This window comes from Candidatus Zixiibacteriota bacterium, assembly GCA_026397505.1.
Classification (GTDB): domain Bacteria; phylum Zixibacteria; class MSB-5A5; order GN15; family PGXB01; genus JAPLUR01.
Genome location: JAPLUR010000053.1, coordinates 15,464 through 31,351, shown reverse-complemented (window position 1 = coordinate 31,351; position 15,888 = coordinate 15,464). Strand labels below are relative to the sequence as shown.

General features: G+C 48.2%; 14 protein-coding genes. 8 read left to right on the top strand and 6 right to left on the bottom strand.

Features of this window, described 5'->3' with window-relative positions; all coding sequences use genetic code 11:
* Window positions 1–6: 6 nt before the first annotated feature.
* Window positions 7–354 (bottom strand): aspartate 1-decarboxylase, encoded by a 348-nt coding sequence (locus NT002_05000; protein ID MCX6828622.1) that lies wholly within the window; start codon window positions 352–354, stop codon window positions 7–9.
* 216 nt (window positions 355–570) lie between these two features.
* Between NT002_05000 and NT002_04995 the strand changes: the two genes are divergently transcribed.
* Together NT002_04995 and NT002_04990 are read left to right on the top strand one after the other, a co-directional pair.
* Window positions 571–963 carry a DUF2007 domain-containing protein gene (locus tag NT002_04995; protein MCX6828621.1) on the top strand — a complete coding sequence of 131 codons (393 nt, stop codon included), beginning with the start codon at window positions 571–573 and terminating at the stop codon, window positions 961–963.
* A gap of 95 nt (window positions 964–1,058) precedes the next feature.
* Window positions 1,059–1,862, top strand: coding sequence for a metallophosphoesterase (locus tag NT002_04990; GenBank protein MCX6828620.1), 804 nt, complete (start codon window positions 1,059–1,061; stop codon window positions 1,860–1,862).
* 241 nt (window positions 1,863–2,103) lie between these two features.
* On the opposite strand, the gene NT002_04985 is transcribed toward NT002_04990, so the two are convergent.
* Complete coding sequence (locus NT002_04985; GenBank protein ID MCX6828619.1) at window positions 2,104–3,216, bottom strand: hypothetical protein; 1,113 nt, start codon at window positions 3,214–3,216, stop codon at window positions 2,104–2,106.
* A gap of 109 nt (window positions 3,217–3,325) precedes the next feature.
* Complete coding sequence (locus NT002_04980; GenBank protein ID MCX6828618.1) at window positions 3,326–3,490, bottom strand: hypothetical protein; 165 nt, start codon at window positions 3,488–3,490, stop codon at window positions 3,326–3,328.
* A 140-nt stretch (window positions 3,491–3,630) separates the two neighbouring features.
* On the opposite strand from NT002_04980, the gene NT002_04975 reads away from it, so the two are divergent.
* Window positions 3,631–4,530: a hypothetical protein gene (locus tag NT002_04975; protein MCX6828617.1), complete on the top strand. Its 900-nt coding sequence runs from the start codon at window positions 3,631–3,633 to the stop codon at window positions 4,528–4,530.
* A 297-nt stretch (window positions 4,531–4,827) separates the two neighbouring features.
* Here NT002_04975 and NT002_04970 read toward each other — a convergent pair whose 3' ends face one another.
* The 3 genes from NT002_04970 to purL form a co-directional block, all read right to left on the bottom strand.
* Window positions 4,828–5,616 (bottom strand): hypothetical protein, encoded by a 789-nt coding sequence (locus tag NT002_04970; GenBank protein MCX6828616.1) that lies wholly within the window; start codon window positions 5,614–5,616, stop codon window positions 4,828–4,830.
* Between the two features lie 264 nt (window positions 5,617–5,880).
* The gene (locus tag NT002_04965; protein MCX6828615.1) at window positions 5,881–6,501 is read right to left on the bottom strand and encodes a hypothetical protein; all 621 of its coding nucleotides are present in this window, start codon (window positions 6,499–6,501) and stop codon (window positions 5,881–5,883) included.
* 500 nt (window positions 6,502–7,001) lie between these two features.
* Window positions 7,002–9,233 (bottom strand): phosphoribosylformylglycinamidine synthase subunit PurL, encoded by a 2,232-nt coding sequence (gene purL, locus NT002_04960; GenBank protein MCX6828614.1) that lies wholly within the window; start codon window positions 9,231–9,233, stop codon window positions 7,002–7,004.
* Between the two features lie 104 nt (window positions 9,234–9,337).
* On the opposite strand from purL, the gene tilS reads away from it, so the two are divergent.
* The 5 genes from tilS (at window position 9,338) to NT002_04935 (ending at window position 15,465) form a co-directional block, all read left to right on the top strand.
* A complete protein-coding gene (tilS, locus tag NT002_04955; GenBank protein MCX6828613.1) occupies window positions 9,338–10,738 on the top strand; it encodes a tRNA lysidine(34) synthetase TilS in 1,401 nt (466 codons plus the stop codon).
* The gene (gene hpt, locus NT002_04950) at window positions 10,725–11,249 is read left to right on the top strand and encodes a hypoxanthine phosphoribosyltransferase (GenBank protein ID MCX6828612.1); all 525 of its coding nucleotides are present in this window, start codon (window positions 10,725–10,727) and stop codon (window positions 11,247–11,249) included. Before tilS ends, hpt begins: the two co-directional genes overlap by 14 nt.
* Before the next feature lie 69 nt (window positions 11,250–11,318).
* On the top strand, window positions 11,319–13,295 hold the full coding sequence (ftsH, locus tag NT002_04945) for an ATP-dependent zinc metalloprotease FtsH (GenBank protein MCX6828611.1): 1,977 nt from the start codon (window positions 11,319–11,321) through the stop codon (window positions 13,293–13,295).
* Entirely contained in the window at window positions 13,285–13,842 is a 558-nt protein-coding gene (folE, locus tag NT002_04940) for a GTP cyclohydrolase I FolE (protein MCX6828610.1), read from the top strand. The genes ftsH and folE overlap by 11 nt, the downstream gene beginning before the upstream one ends.
* Window positions 13,843–14,274: 432 nt before the next feature.
* Complete coding sequence (locus NT002_04935; GenBank protein MCX6828609.1) at window positions 14,275–15,465, top strand: ATP-binding protein; 1,191 nt, start codon at window positions 14,275–14,277, stop codon at window positions 15,463–15,465.
* The last annotated feature ends 423 nt before the right edge of the window (window positions 15,466–15,888 follow it).

The following is a 15,888-nucleotide window of genomic DNA, read 5'->3' as shown; positions in this document are numbered from 1 at the left end:
AATGGGTCAGGCGATCCGGTTGTTCTTGTCGACCTTGACAAATCTGGGGGCATAAAATACTGCTTTTTCGCGCTCGATCTGGCCATAGGCGATGATGATAATGACATCGCCGACTTTTCCCTTTTTCGCGGCGGCGCCGTTGAGGCAAATTGTCCCCGAACCGGGTTTACCCTCAATGACATAGGTTTCCAGCCGCTCACCATTGGTGACATCGGCAATTTGCACTTTTTCGTAGGGGACGATATCGGCAGCTTTCATGAGGTCGGAATCGATCGTAATCGAGCCCTCATAATTGACATTCGCCTCGGTTATGGTGGCGCGGTGTATCTTTGATTTACAAACAGTTATCAACATAATATCTCAATATCCTGATTTCTCTTATAACGAACTTATAATATAATTGTTTCCAAGATTCTGGCAAGAACAGATTTTGGCCTGAAAGATTTTTCTCTTGTAAGATGCGCCGGGAGGTGTTAATATTCATAAAATTGAACCGATGGTCTGGCGGCTGGTTCTGATTTAACAAGAAAGGGCATAGGTTGCCTCCGGGCCGAATAGAAAGGAAAAGCGATGTTTTGTCCCAAATGCAGATATGAATATGATTTTGGCATAGCCATTTGTCCCGATTGCAAAGTGCGGCTGGTGGCTGAACTTCCGCCGGAAGACGAAACGGAATATGTTGATCTGGTGACAATTTTGACCACCGGCGATGCCGGAGTGGCCGCGATGGCGAAATCGATCCTCGAGGCGGCTGAGATCCAGTATTATGTCAAGGGGGAGAGCACCCGCGCCCTTTTTGCGGCAGGTTTTATTGAGATTCAGGTTCGGCCGGACGACGTTGAAGATGCCCGGCCGCTTATGGATGATATGAAGCGGGACTTAAGAGCGACCGACCCGCGCCGCGCGGAGATGGGGGATGAGGAAGATGATTATGAAGGGGAAGAGGGAGAGGAGAAAGAATAGGGCGAGGCAAATTTTTCGATGAAGATTGATACGGGGGCACTCTCCGCGGCATGATCGGGGGCAAGAATCCGCAGATCGCCGGCAGAATTTCTAATATGAAAATGAAGCTCGCTTGGCTCACTGACATCCATCTCGATTTTCTGGAATCCCCCCAGAGAGAAGAGTTTTTCACTTCCTTGAAATCAAGAAAAATGGACACAGCTTTGATAAGCGGCGACATTGGCACGTCTCATAATCTTGTCAATTTATTGAGGGAAATAGATAGAGAGCTTCCAATACCCGTCCATTTCGTCCTGGGAAATCATGATTTCTATCATAGTTCCATTTCTGAGGTAAGAGCTGCTATGAAGATGCTCTGCATTGCATCCGATAGATTGCACTATTTGACCGCTTCAGGAGTCGTCAGACTATCGGAGAAAACGACTCTGATCGGCCACGATTCCTGGGCTGATGGTCGCATCGGCGACTATGAACTGTCAAGGGTCATGTTGAATGATTATTTTCTGATTGAAGATCTCCGGGATTTATCCAAAACGGAGCGCCTGTCTGTTATGAAGGCGTTGGCCGATGAAGCTGCTTCATATTTGAAGATTAATCTCTCCAAAGCGCTTGAAATCTCGCAGACGGTCATATTATTAACTCACGTTCCTCCTTTTCGCGAAGCCTGCTGGCATGAGGGTGAAATTTCCGGCCCTGACTATCTTCCCCATTTCTCCTGTAAGGCGGTTGGAGATGTTATTCTTGATATTATGAAGGAGCGTCCTGACAAAAAACTTATCGTTCTCTGTGGCCACACCCACAGCAGCGGTGAGGTCAGGATTTTGAAAAATCTGACAGCTTATACCGGCGGTGCCGTCTATGGCGCCCCCAAAATCCAGAGAATATTCAAGTTCCCTTGACCAAAAGTCAAATTGCTTCGACATCGGTGGGGCAGATCAGTTGCGATCTATCAGGCTATAGGAAACCGTGGGGGCGTCTGGTCTCGATTCCGCCGTTGCCGAATCCATGACCCGACGCAAGAGATGAATGATGGAGGTATGAAGGACACCGGGGCCGGCTGAAGCCTGCCGCCCACAAAATTATAAATTCCATACTCAAAGGCAGGTGTGGTCATTTCACGGATGGTTCTGATTCGGCCGGTTATCGGAAACCCCATTCGGCGATATTAGCGGCCGCAATAGTATCGGCCATTTTGAAATCGCCTCCCGCATAGAGTTTGTTCTTATATACTGCAAGTGAATTCACCTTATTAAAGGCACTGCCGGAAAGACCGGCTCCCAATGGTGACCAAGAAGAGCGATCCCAGGCGGCGATATCATTCATGGATTCGCCGGAGATATAAGTGAAGAACCCGCCGGCGATCAGTCTGTTATTGTAGACAGCAAGAGTCTGTATTGTTCCGTTAAAAGTCTGAGGTCCCAATTGCGACCAGGAGGAACCATTCCAGGAGGCAATATGGTCGGCAAAGGTCGTTCCGGCAGTATCGAATTGCCCCGCGACAATAGGCTTACTATCGAACAATGTGAGAGCAAAGACCCAGGGCAACCAATTCTCCCCGCTTACCCCGGCGCCCAGCGGTTCCCAATTTAAGCCATTCCAAGAGGCTATACGATGGGCGTGAATTCCTCCGGCCTCGCCGAAGAGGCCTCCAACAATAAGCTTGCTGTTATAAATGGCCAGGGCATTAACGCGGTTATCGGTTCCTAATCCCAGGAACGACCATGTAGTCCGATTCCAAGCGGCAATATTATTAACAGCGAGATCCCCTGCGGTCGAAAAATAGCCTCCGGCGATCAGCTTGTCGCCATATATGGCAAGTGCAGATATATATCCGTCTATTCCCGTTCCCAGGGGAACCCAGGAAGAACCATTCCAGGCGGCGATTCTGTTGGCACTAACTCCGCCGGCGGTGCCAAATTGGCCCGCGGCGATCAGTCTGTTATCAAAGACAGCAAGCGCGGAAATAGGGCCGTCGGTACCTGTTCCCAGAGAAGACCAATTGGAACCGTCCCAGGCGGCGATATAGTTGACGCTGACAGCACCTGCTTGCGTAAAAGATCCGCCGGCAACCAGTTTGTCGTCGTAAACGACAAGTGCTTGTACGGCGCTATCGAATCCCGAGCCGACCGGGGCCCATGACCAAGTGCCGGTAGGTTGAGCGGGATTATTATCATTAGAGCAGCCTGCAAGAAGCGCGCTGAGAATTATCATGATGTACAATGGAATGGCAAGTGAAATCTTGAATCTTCTCATCGGCAACCTCCCATAATGGATGCACTGAAATTGGCATTGTCTGACTAAAGTGATTTTATATCCATAATATACGGACTGGGAAGGCCAAGGGCAATTGAAATCCGAGAAGTTAAAGAAGGTCGAAATTCCCCCCGAATTCCGCCATCCGCGGAATGAGCGGGGGTTTCGACAATCCATATTTCGCTTCGAAATTTCTTCCGAAAACGGGTAACCCACCCGCCACGGCGGGCTGACCGCGCGGGAAAACCCCACTATTCCAACCTTCTTTTCCCATAAAAACCACTTGTTCAATTCTATATTCCCCCTATATTACTTATGAAGTCAACAAATTACCGGCATTTAGGGAATCGAGCGAAGACATGTGTAAATCAAGGCCTTTGGGGTCATGTCCACAATTGATGACGAGGTAAAATTATGAGACGAACGTTAATGGTACTATCAGGCATTATCATTCTAATCGCGACGGCAGCATCATTTGCCGGCGATTGCGGGGATGTCAATGGATCCGAAACAGTCAACATTCAGGATATAACATACTTGATTAATTTTCTATACAAAGGCGGTCCGGCGCCATTCTGTGCGTTGGGCGATGTTAACAACTCCGGCATAGTCAATATTCAGGATATTACATATTTGATTAATTTTCTTTATAAAGACGGCGCGGATTTGGATTGTGGGCCAACCACAGGAACAATAACAGATATTGATGGCAATATCTATCAAACAATAGAAGTATGTAATCAATGGTGGATGGCAGAGAATTTGGAAGTAACCCATTACCGTAATGGCGATGCCATACCCAACGTAACCGACGATGGCCCATGGGGAAATCTCTTCTCTGGAGCATATTGCGAATACAATAACGATATAAATAGTGTTGTTGTTTATGGCCGCTTATATAACTGGTACGCGGTAGACGACAGCCGGAATTTAGCGCCAGTAGGCTGGCATGTGCCAAGTGATGCTGAGTGGAAACAATTGGAGATGTATCTTGGCATGAGCCAGTCCGAAGCCGATGCAGACGGCTGGCGTGGCGCTGATGTAGGCGGTAGGCTAAAAGAAATCGGCACAACGCATTGGGACAGTCCCAATACTGGCGCAACCAATGAAAGCGGTTTTGCCGCATTGCCTGCCGGGAACCGTGGCGGCTTTGGAAGTTACCAAGGTATGGGTATCAACGCCTACTTTTGGTCTTCTACGGAATATGATACTTATCTCGCATGGAGCCGGTACCTGTTCTCCAATATTTCAGAAGTCAGCCGCTACAACCTCTTTATGCAATTTGGTTTCTCGGTTCGCTGTGTCAAGGATTAGGATAGCTAATTGATAAATTATTTAAGCGAATGGTGGACAGACACCGTAGGTGGGATGTCAATAGCTTGATCAGAAAAGCGTTGCTGACGGCGCTGGAAAGCTAAAGTAGGTCGAAATTCCCCCCGAATTCCGCTGTCAGCGGAATGAGCGGGGGTTTCGACAATCCATATTCGGAGTTTCGAAGGGTCTTAGCATTCCCCACGTCAAGTGGGGAATGCGTGACCCTGCGATATAAGAAAGTGCCGGGTCACACCTCGCACTCTGTACTCGGCAAGACCCGACGCAACTTCAAAGAATTCATTTTTTTATAAAACCGCCGATAAAAAATCTGCGGTGGCTGATAAATTTGCGCGTCCGCACAATTTCCGGATCATTAGGATCGAAGACTGATGCCGAGTCACAACTGGCCAAAGCTAGATCATATTGATGATAACGGCTATGAATTAGTCCACGCACTAACCAGGTTTCCGTATTATTATGTCTACGTATTATTGAACTATCGAAACTCGCAATGGAGGCTTCATAATTGCCATTAATGCCATATAAATAGCCTCTAATGTACCACACATAATAATCGTCTTCTCCAAATGACATTGCACTATCTATGTTTTGTATCGCCTGTCTAAACCTATTCATGTTGAGCAGCGCAAAAGCACGGACTGCCCAAGCACCGCCGAGATAATGATGATAGGAAATTGAGCTATCAATATTCTGCAATGCACGCTCGTAGCACGAGATGAGCTCTTGCGACTGGCTATGTTCGCCGAAATAGATGAAATTAATCCTCTTTAGTGGATTTGGACAAATCTCGAGTTCCGCAATCCCCTTGTATAGAAATATCTGGGCAGTTTTCATTGAGTCAGACCGCGAAAGGGCCAATGCATATCCAAAGTGAACAATCGCCTCCTCATAATCCCCAATTCCGATTGCGACAAGTCCCTTTTCATATGCCGAAGCAGCCGTACGCGCCAGGCAAATCGCTTGCTGACGAAGTGATTCTAATTCATTTTCGGAATAGAGGGATTTACCGGGCAATGCAATTAAGTCTCTTTCATATGGGGCCCAAGCGCACAAAAGTTCGTTCATTTCTTCTTTTGTGATAGGGTGCTGGGGTAGAATCAGTTGGTAGATTGACGGCCCGCACATTAAAAAAAGAGCGATTATCGATGCAACTCCGCCCAAGAATGCCACCTTATTCCATACATTAAGGCGGCTGAATCTATTGAACAATTTCCTCATATTTTAAGATAACCGCAATTTGCCTTAATAACCATCTAGCAGAGGGTGCCTCCAAATTCAATTTCTCTATCGCTTAATTCATATGAGCAACATCTCAAATATATTGTTATTCTATAATCTTCTTATCGCGGATTGCAGTTTTATGCGCAAAAAAGACCCTTGGTTGATAGCATTTGCCACTATTTTAGCTATGACTTCATTGGTTTTTGCCACTTCGGCCTTTCTACCTCGCACTAGATTCTGCAAGCTTGCAGGCGTCTTAGCTATTAGTATTTCATTATATTGCGCATTCCGTATATCTATGATCTGATTGCAAGTATAAATTGTCGCACGCAAGAGCGTACTTGTATTTATAATGTCTGTGTCTTCTAATGTCAATTCTGGGATGTAATTAAGGAAGGCCTCAAGTGCAGTATATTTGAGATATGCCATGACCGGAATAGTGTCGCCTTCAATTTTAATAATGGGTGAATCAGTCCTTTGTTCTGCATTTTCATCAATTTCCTTTATGACTGACTCCATTAAATATTTCGTCTTGTGTCTTTTGCTCTTTTCGAATTCCAACCTGCCCCTGTATTCGGATATAAGAAATCCTATTATTGCACCAAGTATTATGCCCAAAAAAATCCACGCGAGCCTTTTAATGGATTTTTCCGGCCTATACATGCATTCCAAATGGATTGGATTTTCTTCGGTATTATCCTCTTCGTAAAGTGTCTGATCATCTATCATACAATCACCTCCAATCTGGAATATAATAATTCAACAATTATTTCCAATGTCTAACTTTCGCCAGCCAATACGCAAATGAGCTAGCCAGCTTTGTAGCGCAAAATCCCAAAGGGTTTTGCGATTGGGTTGCATTCCCCCGCCCATACTGCAAAATCCACATCGAATCGATGGTGATTCAGCACCCGACCCTTTATATGAAAGCATGATTATGAGTATGTCTTCCATCCAAAAACAATCATCCGCCAATTCCACTGTCAGAAATTGGCACCGGAAAGGTAAAGGACCATTAGAATTCAATGCCGGATCACTGCCGCGAACATTTTAAAAAACGAAGAAACAAACCCAAATTGCCGGTCGTCCATCTAATGTCTAACGTATTGCTATACATGCAGCTTGCACCAAATTTAACCGCTTCTGCAAACTTCGTAGGTCAGGTCTCTTGCAGACCTGACACAATTTTGTCAGGAGCGTAAAGCTCCTGACCTACCTCAAAATATTTGCTATTGCGCCAGGCGTTCGAGCTGCTTCTTGAGGCTGGTATAATAAGCGGCGGACATGACCTTAAGCGGCAGGGAAACCATGTCATTGATTAATAGATTTTCGCCGCCAACTCTGCCAATGGCTGATATCGGAATGCCGCTTTGCATGCAGTGCTCTACCAGTTTCTCACCGTCAGAGGGCGATGTCGAAACGATGATCCGCGATTGTGCCTCGCCGAAGAGAAGGCAATCGGGGCGGATAGTATCGCCAAGGAATATTTTCGCGCCAATCATTTTTTCGCGATTGGAGATACAGCACTCCGCCAGAGCAATCGCCAGGCCGCCATCGGCACAGTCATGCGCCGATTTGATCAGTCCCGATTGTATGGCCGATAGTACCGTCTCCTGCAGTCTTTTCTCAAACTGCAGGTCAAGCGCGGGAACCGGGCCGGTGGTTTTGCCGAATATGGTATGAAGGTACTCCGAGGCGCCGAGTTCCTCATCGTTTTCGCCGATGAGGTAGATGATGTCACCCTCGTCTTTGAACCACTGGGTTGTAATATGGGAAATATCCTCGACAACGCCGAGCATTCCGATCACCGGTGAAGGAAATACCGCATGCTCGGGGTCTTCATTGTAGAAACTGACATTGCCGCCGGTGACCGGTGTGCCGAATACGCGACAGGCCTCGCCCATTCCTGCGACCGCCTCGGCAAAACCATAATAGATTTCCGGTTTGTAGGGATTGCCGAAATTGAGGCAGTTGGTGATCGCCACCGGCCGCGCGCCGGAACAGACAACATTGCGGGCCGATTCGGCTACCGCCTGCTGCGCGCCCAGACGCGGGTGAAGATGGCAGTACCTTCCGTTGCAGTCGGTAGTAAGGGCAATCGCTTTTCTGGTCTTGCGGATACGGATGATCGCGGCATCAGAGCCGGGGCCGACCGCGGTATTAGTACGCACCATGGAATCGTACTGATTGTAGACCCAGTCCTTATTGCAGATATTGGGAGAGCTTAAGAGCATCAGGAGGTCGATGTTCCAGTCCCGGTCAGTCGGGAATTGCGATAAATCGAGTTGCGATAGTTGCTCTATATGTTCCGGCTTGCGCTTTTCGCGATGATAGACCGGCGCACCGCCGCCCAAAACCAGGCATTCCGAAGGGATTTTGGCGACAGTCTTGCCATGCAAGCGAACCTCGAAAATCCCCGTATCATTGGTCTCGCCGATAATGACCGATTCAAGCTCCCATTTCCTGAATACTTTCCGGACTTCCTCTTCCATTCCCTTCTTGACACAGACCAGCATCCGTTCCTGCGATTCGGAAAGGAGAATTTCGTAGGGCGTCATTTTTTCCTCGCGGACAGGCACTTTGTCGATATCGATGGTGACGCCGGAATTTCCCCGGGCCGACATCTCGGAACAGGAACAGGTAATGCCGGCGGCGCCCATATCCTGCACGCCGATGATCAAATTCTTGTCGATTATTTCCAGAGTCGCCTCCATAAGAAGCTTCTCCGTGAAGGGATCGCCGATCTGCACCGAGGGGCGCTTCGATTCCGATTTCTCCGAAATTTCCTCAGAGGCGAAAGTGGCACCATGAATGCCATCACGGCCGGTTTTAGAACCGACAATCATCACCTGATTACCTTTGCCCTTAATGACCGCCGAAATCATTCGGTCGGTTTTGACAATGCCGACCGCCATGGCGTTGACGAGCGGGTTGCCGGTATAGGCCTCATCAAAATATGTTTCGCCGGCCACGGTCGGAACGCCGAAGGAGTTGCCGTAGTCGCCGATGCCGCGCACGACGCCATCGATCAAATACCGCACGCGCGGATTATCGGGGGAGCCAAAGCGGAGCGAGTTGAGGGAGGCGATAGGGCGGGCGCCCATAGTGAAAATATCGCGCAGAATTCCGCCGACCCCGGTAGCGGCACCCTGAAACGGCTCGACCGCAGAGGGGTGGTTGTGCGATTCGATTTTGAAGACTATCGCCAGGCCCTCGCCGATATCGACGGCACCGGCGTTTTCCTCGCCGGTTTTGGTCAGAAGCGCCTCGCCCTCACGGGGAAGCGTTTTCAGCAGGGCAATGGAATTTTTATAGGAGCAGTGTTCCGACCACATGACCGAGAATATGCCGAGCTCAGTATAATTCGGTTCGCGTCCCAGTATTTCTATGATTTTTCGATATTCTTCATCATTCAGCCCGTGGTCTTTAACCATGCCGGGGGTAACTTGCGGTTGTTCCATCGTTCCTCCAAACCGTTAAACCCCGAATATAACGATGATGAGAAATTGAGTCAATCAGAGATTCTTTTCTTGAATTATTTGCTCCGGCAGAATATCATTGGCGTATGCGAGATTTGGCGGCATCGGTCGAGCGAAATATAAGGGAACAATCGCTGGTGATTTCCGGGATGAAGGTTCTGGTTGCCTTCTCGGGGGGGCCGGATTCGACCGCGTTGCTGCACATTCTCAATAAATTGTCGAAAAAAATGGAATTCGGGCTGGCCGCCTGCTATATCAATCATAAAATCCGGCCGAGGGCGGTCAGAAAAGAGATTGATTTCTGCGTCGATTTTTGCCATCGGTTGAAAATTCCCATGGTGGTGGCTGAGGGCGATATTCCGGGGTTTGCCCGAGAGTCGCGCCTTTCGCTGGAGGAGGCCGGGCGGGAGTTCCGCTACATGATGTTGGGCAAAATTGCCCGGGAAGAAGGATGCCAGCGAATTGCACTGGGGCATCATCAGGATGATATTGTAGAAACGGTATTTTTCCGCCTTCTGCGCGGCACCGGGCCGCAGGGATTGCAGCCGATTAAGCCTCTTTCGGGAAATATTATTCGTCCTCTTCATAATATTTCAAGGGCTGAAATTGAAGCTTATCTGCGGAAGCACAGAATTGATTATCTGCTCGATCGGTCGAATCTGAAATCCGAGTACAGCCGCAACTTCCTGCGAAACAAAGTAATGCCGATGCTGGAGAGGAAATTTGGAAGTGGGTTTCGCAGGAATGTTATCAATTTTGCCGGCATCATTTCCGGGGAAGAGGAATATCTGAAAGGTATCGCGGAGCGGGCGGTCAAGAAGATATCATATGGAACCCCGGCGGGGAAAATTATTGTTGATTTGAAGCAGTTCGGCTCTTATGATGTTTGGTTAAGAAGACGGATAGTCAGAATATTACTTCAGAAAATGACCGGACGGGCTGGGGCCGGGAGTTTTGAGGAAGTGGAGCGGATACTCCAGACCGCGGAAGGAAAGCTTAAAAGTGCAAATGTCGGCGGAGGAATAAGAGTCATAAGAGAAAAGGAGATTTTGCTGTTCCTGCCAAAAAGCAGGGTTATAGCCGGAAAGGAAATCAGGATGGGAGGAATCACCGAAGTACCGGAGTTAAAAGCGCGGATTAGATGCCGACTGATCCCCACCGCGCGGGCAAAAGCAGAGATTCAAGCAGAAGGCCGGCGAATCAATATTGATTTCGAGAGCATCTGTCCGCCTCTTCGTATAAGAGGGATAAAACCGGGGGACAGGTTTGTTCCGCTGGGGATGAAGGGAAGCAAGAAGGTCGGGAATTTTATGACCGACAGAAAAGTACCGCGATATTTTCGGGATGAAATCCCGGTAATCAATGATAGAGAAGGGATTATCTGGCTGGTCGGGTATCAAATATCGGACCGCTGTAAGATTGACAGTAGTACCAGGAAGGTTTTGATGATAGAGTTTATTAATGGGAGAGACGATGGAAGTGCATAAATTTGATCTGCTTTATACGCAGGACAAGATTGCGTGCAGAATCAGGGAACTGGGGGAGGAGATATCCCGCGACTATGCGGAGAAGGATCCGATACTTATCGGTGTTCTCAAGGGGTGTGTGATTTTTCTGGCCGACCTGATTCGGAATATCAATATTCCCATTGAGGTGGAATTCATATCCGCCTCCAGCTACAACGGGAATATGACAGCCGAAAATCAGGTGGCAATGGTTGGCGGGCCGAAGGTTTCGATAAAGGGGCGGCATATATTGTTAGTCGAGGGAGTGGTTGATTCCGGGCATACGGTCAGGGCTCTAATCGACCGGTTGAAACTTCAGGAACCGGCCTCGATAGCGGTTGTTACACTTCTGGACAAGCCGGTGTGTCGGAAGGTTGAAGTGAATATTGCCTATAAGGGTTTCGATGCCGGCGATCATTTTGTAATTGGTTTTGGACTGGATGCGGCGCAAAAATATCGCAACCTTCCATTCATAGGGAAGGTAATAGGTTAGAGACAATTCTTGATATTTTCTGACCATTTTGCCGATAATATTGTATATTATTGCAGGAGTTTAAGATTGATGAAATTTAGCGACGATAAGAATCTATCACAGGGACCCGGTAGACGGCCGAACCGTCCGGGGAAAACCAATCCTGATGGCCATGAGTCTTTTTCCTGGAAAGGGCCGGCAAAATCGTTGGTTTTCTGGGTAGTAATCATATTGGCCTTTATATTTGCTTACAGCCTCTATTCTTCGGCCAGCAAAGATATGGCCGAAATTTCCTACAGCGAATTTCTGAATCAATTGGAGAAAGGGAATGTTGCCTCGGTTACCTTCATAGAAAAGGAGATTGAGGGGAAGTTGAAGACTGAGACCGTCCTGGTCTCGGGCAACACGACCGGCAAGTTTGCCAAGTTCAAAGCCAGGATACCTTTTGATGATAACAGTTTCAGCCTGGTTGATCGTCTGGAGAAAGCGGGGGTCATTATCACGGCCAAGACTGAAGGGCTCAATTATCTTTCGGTTTTGATATCTATTGCGCCGTGGTTTCTATTGATTTTTGTATGGCTTTTTTTCCTGCGCCAGATGCAGGGAGCCTCGGGGCCGAAAGGGCTTTTTTCATTCGGGAAGAGCCGCGCCAAACTGGTTACCGATGAACGCCCGAAAGTTACTTTCAATGATGTTGCCGGTGTTGACGAAGCCAAAGAGGAATTAGGCGAGATTATTGAGTTTCTCAAAGATCCGGGAAAGTTTCAGAAATTGGGCGGGAAAATTCCCAAAGGGGCCCTGCTTCTTGGTCCCCCGGGTTCAGGGAAGACGCTTCTGGCGCGAGCTGTGGCCGGTGAGGCGGGGGTGCCGTTTTTCTCGATGTCCGGCTCTGATTTTGTAGAGATGTTCGTGGGTGTCGGCGCCAGCCGCGTCCGCGACCTATTTGACCAAGGCAAGAAGAATGCGCCCTGTATCATATTCATAGACGAGATTGATGCGGTGGGGCGTCACCGTGGCGCCGGTCTGGGGGGCGGCCACGATGAAAGAGAGCAGACTCTGAACCAACTTTTGGTTGAGATGGACGGATTCGAGTCCAACGACGGTGTTATCCTGATTGCCGCCACCAACCGTCCTGATATTCTTGATCCGGCCCTGATGCGACCGGGGCGGTTTGACCGTCAGATTGTAGTCGATTCCCCCGATGTTCGCGGACGGGAGGGGATTCTCAAAGTCCATACCAAGAAAATCAAGCTCGGAGAGGATATCAGACTGGATATCCTTGCCCGCGGAACGCCGGGACTTTCTGGGGCCGATCTGGCCAACATGGTTAATGAAGCGGCGCTTCTGGCGGCCCGCAGGAACCGCGACGCCGTTATGATGCAGGATTTTGAAGAGGCCAAGGATAAGGTGATGATGGGAACGGAGAGGAGATCCATGGTGATTCCGGAGGAAGAGAAGAAGATGGTGGCTTATCACGAGGCGGGACATGCGCTGGTTTCCAAATTCCTGCCGGATGCGGACCCGGTGCATAAGGTCACTATCATTCCGCGCGGATTGGCGCTTGGTGTCACCCATTTCCTGCCGGTTGATGAGCGGCATACGCACTCCAAGGTGCGCATAGAGACCAGGCTGGTTTATGCCATGGGGGGGCGGGCGGCCGAGAAGGTCGTATTTGACCAGGTCTCGACCGGCGCGGCCGATGACCTGCGCAGAATCACCGAAATCGCCCAGAATATGGTCTGCAAATGGGGGATGTCGGAGAAGCTGGGGCCGCTCACATTCGGGCGGAGAGAAGAACAGATATTCCTGGGTCGCGAAATAGCCCAGCATCGGGATTATTCGGATGATACGGCGCGTCTGATTGATGAGGAAGTTCGCTCGATAGTGGAAAAGGCCGAAAAGACCGCCTATGATATTCTGACAAGGCATCGTCATGAACTGGATATTGTCGCCAAAGCGCTTCTGGAAAAAGAGGTTCTTGACGGCCACGCAATTGATGTTTTGATCGGTCGCACCGGGCCGGAGGAAATTCCCTCGTTGGAGCCGGCGCCGAAGCTTGATGGATAAGGCAAAAATCACAAAAGGTGTGCGGCTGATTCTTGAGGGAATCGGCGAGGATCCGGATCGGGAGGGACTAAAAAGGACTCCCGAACGTGTCTATGAGTATTATCAGCAGGTCTTGGACGGTATCAAGGCCAGTCCGGAAAAGACTCTGAAACATTATTCCAGTTCCAATAAAGATGAATTGATCATTGTCCGCGATATCTCTTTTTATTCGATGTGCGAGCATCATCTTCTGCCATTTTTCGGGAAGGTGCATGTGGCTTATATTCCACGGCAGAATAAAATCACGGGTTTTGCCAATCTGGTCAATATCGTCGAGGTATTATCGCACCGGCCGACGGTACAGGAGAATCTGACCTCGGAAATAGCCGATACGATCAACGACGTGCTGACGCCCAAGGGGGTGTTGGTGATTATCGAGGCGGAGCATCTCTGTCTGACGATGATTGGGGTCAAAAAACCGGGCTCGAGGACGGTGACCTCGGCGATTCGGGGCGTCTTGCGCCGCGATGCCACGCGCGCCGAAGCGATGGCGCTGATCAAGCAATAGAAGAAATATTGTCTTTGTGGCAGGGGCGTATGGCAATACGCTCCTTTGTCAACCCACGCATCAACCGAATTGCGCAGATGCCCTGCGCAGCGGAGCATGATATGATGCGTTTCTTTCATTTCAAAAGAATTCCTTCTTGATTCTTGATCGCAAGTTATACGGGGATAAGGAAATGCGGCGATTGAGCGAGTGAAATTACGGTAACGTCTATTTTCATTGAATCGGGATAGCCCGCTATCCTGTGGCTTCTAGCCATCAAATTGAGTTGATTTTTTCTGATATACATAATATTATTCATTTATTAATTGGGACGGGCCCGATTTAACTTTGAAGTGGCACTGATTTCGGGCAATAGTGGCTCAATGCATAAGTCAGCATACCCATGACCCAATTGACGGGAGGTGGGTAACTGGATTGAAAGGATTATTCACTATGGATGAACAAATACGGCAAGAGAAATTGTCGCGTCTAGCCAATGTATTTTCACCAACTGCACCAATAATATCAAGCAACCTTTTCTTTGGACGGCTGGATCATCTTAATCAAATCTTGGAGGCTGCAAAAGAACGTGGTCAACATGTCGTTTTATATGGAGAAAGAGGTGTTGGCAAGACATCCTTAGCAAATATTATTGAATCTAGGTTTAGTAAAGTACTAATAGCGAAAGTCACGTGCAATAGGAATGAGACTTACGACAACATATGGCGGAAGATTCTGAAGAAGATTTCGTTTATTCAAAAGAGCACTGGAATAGGATTTGAGGTTGTAGAATCTGAAAAGAAAGTGCAGTTGGACCTATTCTTGGATGGCAGAAACGAAGTTAAGCCTGATGACATTGCGGACATATTTGAGTATGTGAAGAATCCAATAATTTTCATTTTCGATGAATTCGATAGTATGCAAAGCCCCCAAATCAGGACAAGATTTACGGATACAATCAAGGCCTTATCAGACAACGCATCTAATGTCACGATTATTATTGTTGGAATTGCGGAAAGCGTAACTGAATTAATAGGAGAGCATCCATCTATAGAGCGCTGCCTAAAGCAGGTTAAATTACCAAGAATGTCTGATGCTGAGTTGGGGGAAATCATTGATAATGGTCTTAGAGTATTAGAGATGAGTGTTCATCCTCTGATACGGAGCAAAATAATAAGATTCTCGCAAGGCTTCCCGCATTATACTCATTTGCTGGCAAAATACGCTGGAAAGATTGCAATTGAGTCTGGCGCAAGTGTGATTGACGATATACATTTTGATGCTGCAGTGTCCGATGCCATTGACAATGTGCAGGAAAGCGTCCGTAGCGATTTTCAAAAAGCGATCCTTACATCTAAGGAGAGAAGCATGTTTGAAAATGTAATCTATGCATGTGCTTTAGCAAGCGGGGATGAATATGGCACATTTAGAGCCCTTGATTTGGCTTTGCCGCTTCAGAAACTCACTGGAAAGCCAGTAGGGCTTAATGCTTATATTTATAATCTCGGCAAATTGTGTCAAGAAGAGCGGGGTGCGATTATTCAGAAAATTGGGCAGGTGAAACGCTATAGATATCGCTTTCGTAATCCTTTGCTAAAAGCATTTGTGACCTTAAGGCTTTATCAGAAAGGGAGTATTTCCTAATAAGTGGTTGCAATAGGTTAAGAGGCCAACGTTTGCGACAAATTGATTTGGCGTTAATAATAGCTTGACGACCTGTATGTTCCGTCGTCCTCAGGCGAAACAAATCACATAGCGGCGACAGGGCACAGAACCGCAAGGGCTTCGCTCTACTCAAATCCACTACCCGAATGAAATGAAGGCGGGCAAAGTACCTGACACCGTGCGCAGAATTCCGTCAGATAAGACGCCTGCCGTCACTTGAAAAGTTTGGAGGCGGCACCTATTTGGAACCTTATAAATCGGACATTCCAGTCCGTCCCTGTCGTATCCAATAAATTTATATTGCCCTTAAAGGCGTCGGTTTCTATATTGGATTCAAGTTGATAGTGGAATGACGATGGCGGAACGGCAAGACTTCGTCCGGGGTTCCGCCCTACGATAACC

Excerpts from the sequence above, each read along its gene's own strand:
- NT002_04935 (MCX6828609.1), top strand. The coding sequence starts at position 14,275 with ATGGATGAACAAATACGGCAAGAGAAATTGTCGCGTCTAGCCAATGTA.
- NT002_04995 (MCX6828621.1), top strand. The coding sequence starts at position 571 with ATGTTTTGTCCCAAATGCAGATATGAATATGATTTTGGCATAGCCATT.
- hpt (MCX6828612.1), top strand. The coding sequence starts at position 10,725 with ATGGAAGTGCATAAATTTGATCTGCTTTATACGCAGGACAAGATTGCG.
- NT002_04975 (MCX6828617.1), top strand. The coding sequence starts at position 3,631 with ATGAGACGAACGTTAATGGTACTATCAGGCATTATCATTCTAATCGCG.
- NT002_04980 (MCX6828618.1), bottom strand. The coding sequence starts at position 3,490 with ATGGGAAAAGAAGGTTGGAATAGTGGGGTTTTCCCGCGCGGTCAGCCC.
- tilS (MCX6828613.1), top strand. The coding sequence starts at position 9,338 with ATGCGAGATTTGGCGGCATCGGTCGAGCGAAATATAAGGGAACAATCG.
- NT002_05000 (MCX6828622.1), bottom strand. The coding sequence starts at position 354 with ATGTTGATAACTGTTTGTAAATCAAAGATACACCGCGCCACCATAACC.
- NT002_04965 (MCX6828615.1), bottom strand. The coding sequence starts at position 6,501 with ATGATAGATGATCAGACACTTTACGAAGAGGATAATACCGAAGAAAAT.
- NT002_04985 (MCX6828619.1), bottom strand. The coding sequence starts at position 3,216 with ATGAGAAGATTCAAGATTTCACTTGCCATTCCATTGTACATCATGATA.
- purL (MCX6828614.1), bottom strand. The coding sequence starts at position 9,233 with ATGGAACAACCGCAAGTTACCCCCGGCATGGTTAAAGACCACGGGCTG.
- ftsH (MCX6828611.1), top strand. The coding sequence starts at position 11,319 with ATGAAATTTAGCGACGATAAGAATCTATCACAGGGACCCGGTAGACGG.
- NT002_04970 (MCX6828616.1), bottom strand. The coding sequence starts at position 5,616 with ATGAACGAACTTTTGTGCGCTTGGGCCCCATATGAAAGAGACTTAATT.
- NT002_04990 (MCX6828620.1), top strand. The coding sequence starts at position 1,059 with ATGAAAATGAAGCTCGCTTGGCTCACTGACATCCATCTCGATTTTCTG.